Here is a 14642-nt window from a genome sequence, read left to right on the forward strand (position 1 = left end):
GGGGGGGGAAAAGGGGGGGGGCAAAACTGGGGGTGGGGGGGGGGGGGCGGGGGGGGGGGGGGAGGGGCGGGAAACAACACCCCCCCCCCGCCGGCAGAAGGGGGGGGGGGGGGGGGGGGGGGGGGGGGGGGGGGGGGGGGGGGGGGGGGGGGGCCCCCCCCCCCCCCCCCCCGGGGGGGGGGGGGGGGGGGGGGGGGGGGCCCTGTACCGGGGCGCGGCGCTGCTGGGCTGCCCCTCACCCCGACCCTCTCCCCGGAGGGGAGAGGGGGCAGTGTTACGCAACTTCGCGCGCGCTGAGATACCCGATGACCGTGCCGAGCTGTTCGCGCAGGTCCTTCCGGTGGACGACCATGTCGATCATCCCGTGCTCGAGATAATATTCCGACGTCTGGAAATCCTCGGGGAGCTTCTCGCGGATCGTGCTCTCGATCACGCGGCGGCCGGTGAAGGCGAGCGTCGCCTTGGGCTCGGCGATCTGGACGTCACCGAGCATGGCGTACGCGGCCATCACGCCGCCCGAGGTCGGGTCGGTGAGCACGACGATATACGGCAGGCCGGCATCGTGCAGCATCTGGATCGCGACCGTACTGCGCGGCATCTGCATCAGGCTGAGGATGCCCTCCTGCATGCGCGCGCCACCGCTCGCGGTGAAGATGACGTAGGGAACCCGGTCCTCGATTGCCGCCTCGACGCCGCGGACGAAGGCTTCGCCGACCGCCAGGCCCATCGAGCCACCCATGAAGCCGAAGTCCTGAACGCCGACGACGACCCGGTGCCCGTCGATCGCGCCGCGTGCGTTGATCAGGGCGTCCTGCTCGCTGTTGTCGGTGCGCGCGGCCTTCAGGCGATCGGTATAGCGCTTCTGGTCGCGGAACTTGAGCGGATCCTCGGGTACTTTTGGCGCAGGCAGTTCGCTGCAGCTGCCCTCGTCGAACAGTTGCGCGAAGCGGATCTTCGGCCCGATACGGTCGTGGTGATCGCATTTGGGGCAGACATACAGATTATCCTCGAGCTCCTTGGTGAAGACCATCTGCCCGCAGCCCTTGCACTTGTGCCAGAGATTCTCGGGCGTCTCGCGCTTCGCGACGAAGGGCAGGACGTTGCGGACGCTGTTGAGCCAGCTCATGCGCCAATCTCCATAGGGGGGACCTTCCGTGCGGACGCGACGGCGTCGGCGAGAGACTTGATATAGGCGCGAACCGGCTCGGCCGCAGCGGCGCCGTGCTGCGCGACCAGTTCGACGATCGCCGAGCCGATCACGACGCCGTCCGCGACGCGCGCGACGTTGGCGGCCTGTTCGGGGGTGCGAATGCCGAAGCCGACCGCGATCGGGATATCGGTCTGGGATTTAAGGCGCGCGACGGCATCCTCGATCGAGGACTGCTGCGCCTGCTGGAGCCCCGTGATGCCGGCGACCGACACGTAATACAGGAACCCGCTCGCGCCATCGAGCACGGTCGGCAGACGGGCGGCGTCGGTGGTGGGGGTGGCGAGGCGGATCAGGTCGATCCCGGCGGCACGCAACTGCGGGCCGAGCGCATCGTCCTCTTCGGGCGGCACGTCGACGCAGATCACGCCGTCGACGCCAGCGTTGGCAGCCGCCTCGGCGAACCAGTCCGCGCCGCGCCGGAGCATCGGGTTGCCGTAGCCCATCAGGACGAGCGGCACGTCCGGATGGCGTGCGCGGAACGCGGTCGCGGTCGCGAGGATGTCGGCGGTGCGCGTACCTTGCGCGAGGCTCCGGATGTTGGCGGCCTGGATCGCGGGGCCGTCGGCCATCGGATCGGTGAACGGCATGCCGAGTTCGATCGCATCCGCGCCACCTGCGACGAGCGCGTCGAGGATCGAGCCGGTGGCTTCGGTGGTCGGATCACCCGCGGTCACGAATGCGACGAGCGCGGCGCGGCCGGCGGCTGCGGTGCGCGCGAAGGTGGCGGCAAGGCGGCTCACAGCTCCCCTCCCGCCTGCGGGAGGGGTTGGGGGAGGGGCTGACATAGCCGCACGTCCAAGGTCTGAGGAGCGAACAGGCCCTCCCCCGACCCCTCCCGCGAGCGGGAGGGGAGCAGAAGCGAAGTCATATCGCCACCCCGAGCGCTTCGGCCACCGTGAAGATATCCTTGTCGCCGCGGCCGCACAGGTTGGCGAGGATAATCTGGTCCTGCCGCATCTCGCGCGCCTTCTTCGTCACCGTCGCGATCGCGTGGCTTGGCTCCAGCGCGGGGATGATGCCTTCGGTCCGGCACAGCAGCTGGAACGCGTCGAGCGCTTCGGTGTCGGTCGCGCTGTCATACTGGACGCGGCCGATGTCGCGAAGCCAGGCATGCTCGGGGCCGATGCCGGGATAGTCGAGCCCGGCCGAGATCGAATGCGCCTCGGTGATCTGGCCGTCCTCGTCCTGCAAGAGGTACGTCTTGTTGCCGTGGAGCACGCCCGGGAAACCACCGGCGAGGCTCGCCGCATGTTCCTTGTCGAGCCCGCGACCCGCCGCCTCGACGCCGAGCATCTGCACGTCGGCATCGTCGAGGAACGGATGGAACAGCCCGATCGCGTTCGAGCCGCCGCCGATCGCGGCCACCAGCATGTCGGGCAGGCGACCGACCCGCGACAGCATCTGCGCGCGCGCCTCGGTGCCGATCACGCTCTGGAAATCGCGGACCATCTCGGGATACGGGTGCGGACCGGCGGCGGTGCCGATGATGTAGAAGGTGTCGTGGACGTTGGCGACCCAGTCGCGCATGCCCTCGTTCATCGCGTCCTTCAGCGTGTGTGCGCCGCTGGTCACCGGGCGGACTTCGGCGCCGAGCAGCTTCATGCGGAACACGTTGGGCGCCTGACGCTCGACGTCCTTGGCGCCCATGTAGATCACGCACGGCAGGCCGAAGCGCGCGCAGACCGTGGCGGTCGCGACGCCGTGCTGGCCCGCGCCGGTCTCGGCGATGATCCGGGTCTTGCCCATCCGCATCGCGAGCAGGATCTGGCCGATGCAGTTGTTGATCTTGTGCGCGCCGGTGTGGTTCAGCTCGTCGCGCTTGAACCAGACTTGCGCACCCATGCCCTCTGCGGCGGACTCGCGGAGCGCTTCGGTCAGGCGCTCGGCGTAATAGAGCGGGCTCGGGCGGCCGACATAATGTTCGAGCAAATCGTCGAACTGCGCCTTGAACGCAGGGTCGGCCTTGGCGGCGCGATACGCCTCGTCGAGTTCGAGGACGAGCGGCATCAGCGTCTCGGCGACATAGCGGCCGCCGAAGTCGCCGAAATGGCCGCGCTCGTCAGGTTGGGCGCGGTAGGAGTTGGGGGCGAGGGTGGGAGCGTTCATGCAGAGCGCTTTAGCACCTCGGTACGGTGCGCCAAGCCCTTCTATCCGCGAGATGTGTATCCCCGCGAAAGCGGGGATACAGTCTGGGCACCCGCCTTCGCGGGTGAACAATTCAGGTGTGGGTAGCCGTAAGAAATGCGGCGATCCGGGTGTCGTCCTTGATACCGGGCTCGCTTTCGACCCCCGACGACACGTCGACGAGCTCGGCGCCGGTGCGGCGGATTGCCTCCGCGACATTTGCCGGATCAAGTCCTCCCGATAGCGCCCAGGGCAGGGGATGCTTGAACCCGTCGAGCAGATCCCAGTCGAACCTGAGCCCCATTCCGCCCGGCAATGCGGCCGAGTCCGGGGTTTTGGCGTCATAGAGTATCCGGTCCGCGACTCCGGCGAAGCCGTGTGCCGCCTCCAGGTCGCCGCGCGTGCGGACCGCGACCGCGACCCAGGTCTCGATCCCGAATTTTGCGCGGATCGCCGCGGCGCGTGGCGGTGTCACCTTGTGAAGTTGCAGCACGTCGAGCGCAGCCGAGCCGACCGCCTGCTCGAGCATGTCATCCTCGGGATCGACGAATACGCCGACCTTCGCAATGTGCCCCGGTACGCGCGCGGCGAGTTCGGCGGCTTTCGCGAACGTCACGTGGCGCGGCGAGGCCGGAAAGAACACGAACCCGACATGGCTCGCCCCGTGCTTGATCGCGGCGTCGAGCGTGGCGGGGGTGGAGAGGCCGCAAATCTTGGCGGTGGTCATGGTCTTCCCTCGGTCTTTGCCAACGGTAGCGGATGTCCGGGACGGAGCAGCGATAGATTACTTCGTAGCGCCCAAGCGCTCGTCATCCTGACGAAAGTCAGGATCCAGAGTAACGAACGCTGTCGACTTTGGCACTGGATCCTGACTTTCGTCAGGATGACGGCGTGAGCTTAAAGCGTCGCGCCGATGGCGCGGGCGGCGGTGTCGGGATCTTCGGCTTGCGTGATCGGGCGGCCGATCACCAGGATCGAAGCGCCTGCGTCCATCGCCTGGCGCGGGGTGACGACGCGTTTCTGGTCGCCGATATGACCATCCGCTAGGCGCACGCCGGGGACGACGAAGAATCCCTTGGGCCAGATCTTCTTCGCCGCCGCGACTTCCGCGCCCGAGCAGACGATGCCGTCGACCCCCGCCTCGCAGGCGAGCTGGGTCAGCCGCGAGACCTGATCGTGCGCGCTGCCGACCACGCCGGTCGCGGCAAGATCAGCCGCGTCGAGACTGGTGAGCATCGTCACCGCGATCACCTTCGTCCCGATCGGCGCGGCGGCCTTGGCATCCTCGAGCATCGCCCGGCCGCCACTTGCGTGCACCGTCAGGATCGCAGGTTCGAGCGCACCGAGTGCCTGCACCGCTTTCGCGACCGTGTTGGGGATGTCGTGAAGCTTCAGGTCGAGGAAGATCGGCAGGCCGAGCTCGGCCATCGCATGCACGCCCGACTGGCCGTGCGCGGAAAAGAACTCCAGCCCCAGCTTGATGCCGCCGACGTGATGGCGGACGCGCGCCGCGATCGCCTTGGCCTTCGCCAGGTCGGGCGTGTCGAGCGCGACGTAGATCCGGTTGCTCATCAGGCGACGCCCGGTGGCACGGCGGTCGGCGCAGCGAGGGGGGCGGTCGCCGCGGCAAGAGGGACCGTCGGCGCGGCAGCGGGAGCGATCGGCACATCGACCACCGGCACCGGGGTCACGTCGGTCCGCGGCATGCGCAGTTCGGTCAGCGACCGCTCGCACGTCGCGAGACGCTGACGCAGGCGCCAGCGGATCGCATGATTGTACAGCAGCGTCGGCACGAACCCGATCAGGAAGGTCACCAGCAGCAGCAGCGGCAGATTAACATCCGCGACCAGCCCGCCCCACAGCTGGATCTGCACGGGGTTCCAGTTGCTGATGGTGAAAACCGCGGCGACGAACGCCAGCAGGCACCAGAACAGGATTTTCAGGAACTGCATGCGGCGACCCTCTTCAATATCCGTCGATGCCAAAGCACCGCAGGAAACGCAAAGCTACCGCCGCACGGCCGGTTTGGCCAGTGTTCTACCGAACAAGCGGGGTCTTAGCCGATTTCGGTGCGCAACTGCGCGATCAGCGGCAGGATCGCGGTGAGCCGTGGTTCCTCCTCGTCGAGGATCGCGAGGAACGCCGCGCGCTTGATCGCGGCGACACGCCCGGGCTTCATCCTCACGGTCTTCGGGAGGGTCGAGACGGTGATGTCGATCATCCGCTCGGCGCCGTGCAGTCGACCCCAGAGATAGTCGTTCTCGCGGTAGGCACGGCTGAAGAACGCACCGAACGTGCCGAACTGGATGCCTTTCAGCGTCGCCTCCGCACCACCCGACCGGATCGAGGTGGCATCGTCGGGGGCGATGCGGTCGACCTTGATCGGATCGAATTCGTCCAGACCCTCGCCCTGCAACAGGGGCAGGGTCGCGGTATCGAAATAGGGAAAACCTAGATAGGCGAGCAACAGCGCGCGCCGCGCGGGCTTGGCCAACGCGGCAAACGCTTCGGCGAGGCGGTGATCGGTCTCCGCATCGAGCCGTTCGAGATCGAACGTCTGACCGAGCGTCTCCAGCAGAGCCGTCGCATCGCCCTTGAGCGCGCGAACCGCATCGTGCAGCCCGGCGTGCGCCTCGGTCCGCAGCCGATCGAGATACGGCGAGAGCGAACCGTAGATCGCGTCGCGCATCGGCGCCAGTTCGGCCTCGTCGGCCTGCGTTTCCACCTCCGCCAGCCGCCGTGCCATCAAGCGCAGGCGTCGGATGCGGAAGCCGATGTCGAATGTACGCAGGAACGCGATCGAGGCGGTACTCGCGCCGTTTGTGATACCCGAGCCGAGCTGGTCTGCGCCGGACGCCACGACGCTCGTATCGATCGCGTTGCGGATCTTTGCGAGCCGGCGCGGAGTGTGATGACGCCCGGCTCCGTAAAGCAGCACCGCGATCGTCTCGATCACCGCGCTCCGCTTCAGATGGCCATAGGCGACGAAGCCATAGCCTGCGCTTGCCGCGGCGGCCTTCTGCGCGCGACGGCGCCATGCCACCAGCCGCGACGCGGTCGGCCGGTCGAGAAACAGTGTGTGGCCGAACAGCGACTCGACATCGGCTTCGACCTCGGGGCGGATCGCGGTCACGATTCCCCGCAGGCGATCGATCCGGGCCGAGCGATCCGCGATCGCCTCGAGGTTGTCGCGGATCGGCTGCTGCCGCGGGATATCGCTGATCGCGCCGATGATCGTCTGGAAGAACCCGGGCGTACCCTCGCCGCGATTGAGCCGCAGCTTGATACCGGGGGAGGGGTCTATGTAGATGAAACGGCGATCAATCTGGCGACGCGCGGGGCGTTCCTTGAGCGCGTCGAGCGCCGGCCGGAACGGCGCATTGGCGAGCACCGATCCGTCGATGAGCACCGCTGTCTCGGCGGCGTTCGCGGCGGTGTGGCGGGGTAGCACGCGCGACAGGAACGGGTTGCGCCCCGGCCACGCGATCTTCCGCGTTTTCAGGACGCCGTCGAGCTCGGCGACCGTAAAGGGCGGGAACGCGCCCGGAAAGCTCGACGTCGCGCGCGCCGCGAATGCCAGCTCGGCGGGGGGGGCCAGCGTCTCGCAGACCGCGCCGTTATCGCTGAAGTCGACCACCAGCCGGTGTTCGGTCTCGACTACCTCGGCAGGCGAATTGAGCTGCAGCCGTTCGGGGTGGCCGGTGAAATCGGTGACCGTCACGAACAGGTCGAGCGGCTGGCCGGGCGGGAGCAGTCGCGGGCCGCGCTTGCTCGCCGCCATGGCATCGAATGCGTCGAGCAACAGGTTGGTGAAGGTCTTCCCACCGAACGGCGGCTCGAACCAGCGCGAGCGGATGAAATGCGACAGCTTGGTCCGCACTTCCTCGCGGGTCGGTTCGTCGAGCGCATCGACCTTGTCCGCGCTTCGCCCTGCGGCCATCCACGCCAACGGCATCGCCCAAGCCTTAGAGAAACGCGATTTCGGCGCCGCCTCGGTATCGATCAGTGCCTCGACATCGGCCGACCTCATCCACAGATCGGTGAGCGGATCGAGGCTCTGGCCGGTGGCGATCGCCTGGGCGAGGAAGATGCCGTTGATCCCGCCCGCGCTTGCGCCGGCGATGATGTCGGCAAGCACGCGGACGCGGATCGCACCGTGCGCCTGCATTTCCTCGAGCAGCGCGTGATAGACACCAAGACTGCCTTGCTGCGGCGGCTCGCCATCGTGAAACGCGCGGCTGGCGCAGACGAGGTGCCAGATCTCCTTGGTGATGCCGTGCATGTACACGGCCAGGCTGATCCCGCCATAGCAGACGAGCGCGAAGCGGAGCTCCTTCTCGCGCATCAGCGGACGGGGTTCGAACGGAGGAAGTTCGCGAAGGGCGTCATGCGTCCGCCAGCATAGCCCAGATCGGAAGATGATCGGAAGCCTTGCGCGAGGCAGGGCTCGCATGAACGCCGCACTCGACGACCTTGAGGTCGCGCGACACCATGATCCGATCGAGCCGCGCCACCGCGCGCCGCGAATGGAAGCTCGCACCGGTCTCGGCAAAGGCATAGTCGCGACCGAAATCGCGCAGGCAGCCCGCGCCTGCGCTCCATTCGTTCAGATCACCCATCAGGACCGTCGGATGACGTTGCACGCAGGTGTCGACGTGGTTCATGATCGCCGCCGCCTGCTTGCGACGCCAAAGCCCCGACAGATCAAGGTGCATGCCGAGCACGCGGATCGTTCCGGTTGCAAAACGCACGTCCGCCATCACCGCGCCGCGCGGCTCGAGGGACGGCAGATGGATCGCTTCGCTGTCGAGCACCTGCGCCGACTTGCGCACGAGGATCACGTTGCCGTGCCATCCCATGCTAAGCGCGCGCATCCCGAATTCGACGGGCACCCAGTCGCTATGCTCGTCGAGCAGGTGATGTGGCAGGACGCAAGCCTTGGCGCCGAACCGACGGTCAGCCTCCTGCAAGGCGATGACATCCGCATCGATCTCGCGCAGCACCTCCACCACGCGCTCGGGATTGCGGCGACGGTCGAGCCCGATGCCCTTGTGGATGTTGTAGCTGGCGACCTTGATCATGAATGGGGTGTATAACGACGAAGACGCGATCCGGGTTGCGCGTGACGACGGCGATACGAAAAAGGTGTAGCGGTTGGTGGGCCGTCGTGGAGCGGAGGACCGTCTGCAGCGTTATCGCTCGGGTTGAAGCCAGCCCGGCGCAAAGCCGAAATTCTCCATGCCCGATCTCGGCCCCGAACCGCCGTCAATCGCCCGACAGCAGCAGGACAATCGCTATGAACGACACGAAAAGCGCGACATTGTATCGGATGATTTTGCCTGACCATGTTTGTCCGTTCGGTGTCCGGGCCAAGGCGATGCTCGAGGATGCCGGCTTTTCGGTCGAGGACCATATCCTGCGGTCTCGCGAGGAGGTCGACGCTTTCAAGGCCGAACAAGGCGTCGCCACAACACCCCAGGTCTTCATCGACGGCGAGCGGATCGGCGGCAGCGACGATTTAGGCCGCTTTTTGGCGACGCAGGGGTAGGGGCAAGCGCGATGGCGTGCGCGGCTGGCGGTTGACGTGTCGCGTACGACTATCCACGCCGAATCCATGACCCGTATCGACGCGCATCAACATTTCTGGACCTACACGACGGCCGTGCATGGCTGGATCGATCCAGAGAGCGTGCTCGCCCGTGATTACGGGCCCGTCGATCTCATGCCCGCGCTGGACGACGCCGGGATCGACGGGTGCATCGCCGTGCAGGCGTGCGCGACCGAGGCTGAAACGGAGTGGCTGCTTGACCTGGCGGTGGCGCATCCGCGGATTCTTGGGGTCGTCGGCTGGACCGACCTCTGCGCGGATGACGTGGAGGAGCGGCTTGATATGTGGCGTGGCACGCCGGGACTGGTGGGCTTTCGGTACGGGGTGCAGGACGAACCTGGCGACGATTTTCTGCTGACGCCAAGCTTCGTACGGGGCGTACGCGCGGCTCTCGCCCGGGGGTTCCGCTATGACCTGCTGATCAAACCGCGACAGGCTGCATATGTTCGCCGGTTCGCCGATCAGGTGGCAGATGGACCATCGACCGGAGGGGCGCTGATCCTCGATCATGGCGCGAAGCCGGAGATCGCAATACGCGGTTGGCAACCCTGGGCCGACGCGATCGCCGACATGGCGCGCGTGCCGTCGCTGTACTGCAAGCTATCGGGCTTGGTCACCGAGGCCGACCCCGCGACCTGGACAGCGGATGATATCGCACGCTATCTGGATCATCTGCTCGAGTGCTTCGGGCCCGATCGACTGATGTTCGGTTCCGACTGGCCGGTATGCCGCGTCGCGGCGGAGTATCGGCGCGTCCACGACCTGATCGAAGATTTCGTCGCAAGGACGTGTCCGGATGCGCGGAATGCGATTTTTGGCGATACTGCCGCGACGGCCTATCGGCTCTAGGCCGTAAGGAGGACACGCGTCGGAGCAGAGCATTCCGGACCCGAAGTAACGTCATTCGGGTCCGATAAAACGCTTTGTATCAAGTTACTTAACCTTGTCTTCGATGCGTTTGAGGGTATCCTCGATACGAGTGAGTAGATCGCGGATAGCTGTCAACAGCGCAGTTTGATCGTCCAAGAATATTCTCCCGATATGTAAGACAAGTACGAACCCGGCACGCAAAAGATGCATGGTCACGATGCCAAAATCAGCGCGCTCGCAAAACAATATTCTTGCGCCATTGTCGTCAGTGCGTGGCCGGATGGCGCTTGCCCTCGAAGGCAGCCGACTCGGCTTTCCCGCCCGTCGAGGGCCTGACTGGTACGCGGACCGTGACTGCCCGGTTTCCCCAATGTAAATCCCAGCCCGATCGAAAAAAGCCGCCGCCCGGTATCCCGGACGGCGGCCTTTTTCTTAGTCAGCGCCGAGGCGTCTAACAAAACCGATTACTCGGCTTCGTTCAGATACTCGCCGGCATCCGCGTCGGTGCCGGTGCCCGAGGTGACGACCGCTGCGAGCGGATCCTCACCCGTGCCGCCTGCATCACGCGGCGAGCGCGCGAGTTCGGCAGCATGCTCGTCGGCAGCCGACATCGGTGCCACGATCGACACCTCCGCCATCTTGCGCTGCTGGACGCGCATCGCGGCGTCGCGGCTGTTGGCCACGACACGCAGGCGGTTGAGGCCTGCACCGGTGCCTGCCGGGATGAGCCGGCCGACGATCACGTTCTCCTTCAGGCCCATCAGCATGTCCTGCTTACCCTGAACCGCTGCCTCGGTGAGGACGCGGGTGGTCTCCTGGAACGATGCCGCCGAGATGAAGCTGCGGGTTTGCAGCGACGCCTTGGTGATGCCGAGCAGGATGGGCTTGCCCTGTGCGCGAGTCTGCTTCTTCTCGAGCTTCTCGTTGGTCGCGTCCATTTCCTCGCGATCGACCTGCTCGCCCTTCAGCAGCGTGGTGTCGCCGCCGTCGGTGATCTCGACCTTCTGCAGCATCTGACGAACGATCGTCTCGATGTGCTTGTCGTTGATCTTCACGCCCTGGAGACGATAGACCTCCTGGATTTCCGACACGAGATACTCGGCGAGGGGTTCGATGCCCATCGTCTCGAGGATGTCGTGCGGATCGGGCGAGCCGCCGATCAGGTTATCGCCGCGCTTGACGTAATCGCCTTCCTGGACGTCGATCACCTTCGACTTCGGCACCAGATACTCGACGACGTCGCCGCCATCCTCGGGCTGGATGCCGATCTTGCGCTTCGCCTTGTAGTCCTTGCCGAACACGACGCGGCCCGAGATCTTGGCGATGATCGCCGAGTCCTTGGGGATACGTGCCTCGAACAGCTCGGCAACACGCGGCAGACCACCGGTGATGTCGCGCGTCTTGGCGCTTTCGCGGCTGACGCGGGCCACGACGTCGCCGCCGAACACCTGTGCGCCATCCTCGACCGACAACGTAGCGCCGATCGCCAGCATGTACCGACCGGTCTCGCCCGACGTCTCGTCGAGCAGGGTCATGCGCGGGCGCAAATCCTCCTTCGACTTGGTCGCCGCACGATATTCGATCACGACGCGCTGGGCGATGCCCGTGGCTTCATCGGTCTGCTCGGTGAGCGTCTTGCCCTCGATCAGGTCGACATACTTGATCGTGCCCGGGTTCTCCGTGATCACGGGCATGGTGAACGGATCCCACTCGGCCATCCGGTCGCCGCGCGACACGATGTGACCATCGTCGAACAGCACGTACGCACCGTAGGGGATGCGATCGACCGAGAGCTCGCGGCCGTCCATGTCGACGATCGCGATTTCGCCCGAGCGGCTGAGCACCACGCGACGGCCACGCTGGTCGACGATGATACGCAGATCGCGGAACTGCACCGTACCGTCGGCATGCGCCTCGAGGTTCGACGTTTCGTTGAGCTGCGCCGCACCACCGATGTGGAACGTACGCATCGTCAGCTGCGTGCCCGGCTCACCGATCGACTGCGCGGCGATGACGCCGACAGCTTCACCGATGTTGACCGGCGTACCGCGGGCGAGATCGCGCCCGTAGCACTTGCCGCACACGCCGATCTTCGACTCGCAGACCAGCGGGCTGCGGATCTTGCACGACTGCGTGCCGAGGCCTTCGATCGTCGTGATCATCGGCTCGTCGAGCAGCGTGCCCGACGGGATGACGACCTTGCCGGTTTTCGGATCGACGATGTCCTCCGCGGTCGTACGACCGAGGATGCGCTCGCCAAGGCTTGCGATCGTCGAACCACCCTGAAGAATGGCCTTCATCTCCAGCGCGCGGGTCGTGCCGCAATCCGGTTCGATGATGACGCAGTCCTGCGACACGTCGACCAGACGACGCGTGAGATAGCCCGAGTTCGCGGTCTTCAACGCCGTATCCGCGAGGCCCTTACGAGCGCCGTGGGTCGAGTTGAAGTACTCAAGCACGGTGAGGCCTTCCTTGAAGTTCGAGATGATCGGCGTCTCGATGATCTCGCCCGACGGCTTGGCCATCAGGCCGCGCATACCGGCAAGCTGCTTGATCTGCGCCTGCGAACCACGAGCACCCGAATGGGCCATCATGTAGATCGAGTTGATCGGCTTTTCACGGCCGGTCTCCTCGTCGACCTTCACCGCACGGATCTCGTCCATCATGGCGTTGGCGACCTGGTCGCCGCAACGGCTCCAGGCGTCGATCACCTTGTTGTACTTCTCCTGCTGCGTGATCAGGCCGTCCTGATACTGCTGCTCGAAGTCCTTCACGAGCGCCTTGGTGTCGTCGACCAGACCAACCTTGGCGTCCGGAATGATCATGTCGTCCTTGCCGAACGAGATGCCGGCGCGGAACGCGTGGCGGAAGCCGAGCGACATGATCGCGTCGGCGAACAGCACGGTCTCCTTCTGGCCGGTGTGACGATAGACCTCGTCGATCACGTCGCCCACGTCCTTCTTGGTGAGGAGGCGGTTGACGGTGTCGAACGGCACCTTGTGGCTGTGCGGCAGGCACTCGCCGAGCAGCATGCGGCCCGGGGTCGTCTCGTACCGCTTGAGGTACTGCTTGCCCTTCTCGTCGGTCTGCGGAACGCGGCTGATGACCTTGGTGTGCAGCGTGACCGCCTGAGCGTTCAGCGCCTGGTGCACTTCGGCCATGTCACCGAGCAGCATCCCTTGGCCCGGCTCGTTCTCCTTCATCATCGACAGATAATAGAGACCGAGGACCATGTCCTGCGACGGAACGATGATCGGCTTGCCGTTGGCTGGCGACAGGATGTTGTTCGTCGACATCATCAGGACGCGCGCTTCGAGCTGGGCCTCGAGGCTCAGCGGAACGTGCACGGCCATCTGATCGCCGTCAAAATCGGCGTTGAACGCGGAGCAGACCAGCGGGTGAAGCTGGATCGCCTTGCCCTCGATCAATACCGGCTCGAACGCCTGGATGCCGAGACGGTGAAGCGTCGGCGCACGGTTCAGCATGACCGGATGCTCGCGGATCACCTCGTCCAGAATGTCCCAGACTTCCTTGCGCTCCTTCTCGACCCACTTCTTCGCCTGCTTCAGGGTCATCGACAGACCCTTCGCATCGAGACGCGCGTAGATGAACGGCTTGAACAGCTCGAGCGCCATCTTCTTCGGCAGGCCGCACTGGTGCAGCTTCAGCTCAGGACCGGTCACGATGACCGAACGACCCGAATAATCGACGCGCTTGCCGAGCAGATTCTGGCGGAAGCGGCCCTGCTTGCCCTTGAGCATGTCGGACAGCGACTTCAGCGGACGCTTGTTGGCACCCGTGATCGTGCGACCGCGGCGGCCGTTGTCGAACAGTGCGTCGACGGCCTCCTGGAGCATGCGCTTCTCGTTGCGGACGATGATGTCCGGCGCACGAAGCTCCATCAGGCGCTTCAGGCGGTTGTTGCGGTTGATCACGCGGCGGTACAGATCGTTCAGATCCGACGTCGCGAAACGACCACCGTCCAGCGGCACCAGCGGGCGCAGCTCGGGCGGGATGACCGGAACGACCTCGAGGATCATCCACTCGGGGCGGTTGCCAGAGTCGATGAAGCTCTCGACGACCTTCAGGCGCTTGATGATCTTCTTGGGCTTCAGCTCGGACTTGGTGACCGCGAGCTCTTCGAGCAGCGCGGTACGCTCACCGACGAGATCGAGCGACTCGAGCATGATGCGGACCGCTTCGGCACCGATACCGGCCGAGAACGCGTCCTCGCCATACTGGTCCTGCGCGTCGAGGAGCTCGTCCTCGGTCATCAGCTGGTACTTCTCGAGCGGGGTCAGGCCCGGCTCGATCACGATGTACGCCTCGAAGTACAGCACGCGCTCGAGCTGCTTCAGCTGCATGTCGAGCAGCAGGCCGATGCGCGACGGCAGCGACTTCAGGAACCAGATGTGCGCGACCGGAGCGGCGAGCTCGATATGGCCCATCCGCTCGCGGCGGACCTTCGAGACGGTAACCTCGACGCCGCACTTCTCGCAGACGATGCCCTTGTACTTCATGCGCTTGTACTTGCCGCACAGGCACTCGTAATCCTTGATCGGACCGAAGATGCGCGCGCAGAACAGACCGTCACGCTCGGGCTTGAACGTGCGGTAGTTGATGGTCTCGGGCTTCTTGATCTCGCCGAACGACCACGAACGGATCTTGTCCGGGGACGCGATGCCGATCTGGATCTGGTCGAACGTCTCGGTCTTGGCGACCGGATTGGCGAAGGGGGTCATCTCGTTCATGAGCTGTCCTTAGGAAAAATCTTCCCCCCTACCGCTTGCGGGAGGGGGAGGGGCCCAGCCTCTTCAGGCTGGGAGGGGG

11 protein-coding genes are annotated in these 14642 nt (G+C 65.6%); 2 read left to right on the plus strand and 9 right to left on the minus strand.

The window, feature by feature from the left end; genetic code table 11:
• Window positions 1–274: 274 nt before the first annotated feature.
• From accD to O6Y00_RS06815, 8 genes are all read right to left on the minus strand, one after another.
• Window positions 275–1126, minus strand: coding sequence for an acetyl-CoA carboxylase, carboxyltransferase subunit beta (gene accD / locus O6Y00_RS06780; RefSeq protein WP_353441853.1), 852 nt, complete (start codon window positions 1124–1126; stop codon window positions 275–277).
• Window positions 1123–1950 (minus strand): tryptophan synthase subunit alpha, encoded by an 828-nt coding sequence (gene trpA / locus O6Y00_RS06785; RefSeq protein WP_353441855.1) that lies wholly within the window; start codon window positions 1948–1950, stop codon window positions 1123–1125. The genes accD and trpA overlap by 4 nt, the downstream gene beginning before the upstream one ends.
• A 124-nt stretch (window positions 1951–2074) precedes the next feature.
• Entirely contained in the window at window positions 2075–3316 is a 1242-nt protein-coding gene (gene trpB, locus O6Y00_RS06790) for a tryptophan synthase subunit beta (RefSeq protein WP_353441856.1), read from the minus strand.
• 112 nt (window positions 3317–3428) lie between these two features.
• Window positions 3429–4061 (minus strand): phosphoribosylanthranilate isomerase, encoded by a 633-nt coding sequence (locus tag O6Y00_RS06795; RefSeq protein ID WP_353441857.1) that lies wholly within the window; start codon window positions 4059–4061, stop codon window positions 3429–3431.
• Between the two features lie 170 nt (window positions 4062–4231).
• A complete protein-coding gene (gene pyrF / locus O6Y00_RS06800; protein ID WP_353441858.1) occupies window positions 4232–4906 on the minus strand; it encodes an orotidine-5'-phosphate decarboxylase in 675 nt (224 codons plus the stop codon).
• Complete coding sequence (locus tag O6Y00_RS06805) at window positions 4906–5286, minus strand: lipopolysaccharide assembly protein LapA domain-containing protein (protein ID WP_353441859.1); 381 nt, start codon at window positions 5284–5286, stop codon at window positions 4906–4908. The genes pyrF and O6Y00_RS06805 overlap by 1 nt, the downstream gene beginning before the upstream one ends.
• A 104-nt stretch (window positions 5287–5390) precedes the next feature.
• Window positions 5391–7679: a patatin-like protein gene (locus O6Y00_RS06810; protein WP_353441860.1), complete on the minus strand. Its 2289-nt coding sequence runs from the start codon at window positions 7677–7679 to the stop codon at window positions 5391–5393.
• Window positions 7680–7719: 40 nt separating this feature from the next.
• Window positions 7720–8415: an endonuclease/exonuclease/phosphatase family protein gene (locus O6Y00_RS06815; RefSeq protein WP_353441861.1), complete on the minus strand. Its 696-nt coding sequence runs from the start codon at window positions 8413–8415 to the stop codon at window positions 7720–7722.
• Between the two features lie 215 nt (window positions 8416–8630).
• On the opposite strand from O6Y00_RS06815, the gene O6Y00_RS06820 reads away from it, so the two are divergent.
• Entirely contained in the window at window positions 8631–8882 is a 252-nt protein-coding gene (locus tag O6Y00_RS06820) for a glutaredoxin domain-containing protein (RefSeq protein WP_353441862.1), read from the plus strand.
• A gap of 66 nt (window positions 8883–8948) precedes the next feature.
• Window positions 8949–9791: an amidohydrolase family protein gene (locus tag O6Y00_RS06825; protein WP_353441863.1), complete on the plus strand. Its 843-nt coding sequence runs from the start codon at window positions 8949–8951 to the stop codon at window positions 9789–9791.
• A gap of 485 nt (window positions 9792–10276) precedes the next feature.
• On the opposite strand, the gene rpoC is transcribed toward O6Y00_RS06825, so the two are convergent.
• Window positions 10277–14563, minus strand: coding sequence for a DNA-directed RNA polymerase subunit beta' (gene rpoC, locus O6Y00_RS06830; RefSeq protein ID WP_056051382.1), 4287 nt, complete (start codon window positions 14561–14563; stop codon window positions 10277–10279).
• Between the last annotated feature and the right edge of the window lie 79 nt (window positions 14564–14642).

Origin of the sequence: Sphingomonas faeni, from assembly GCF_040407565.1 — a bacterium.
GTDB lineage: Bacteria > Pseudomonadota > Alphaproteobacteria > Sphingomonadales > Sphingomonadaceae > Sphingomonas > Sphingomonas faeni_F.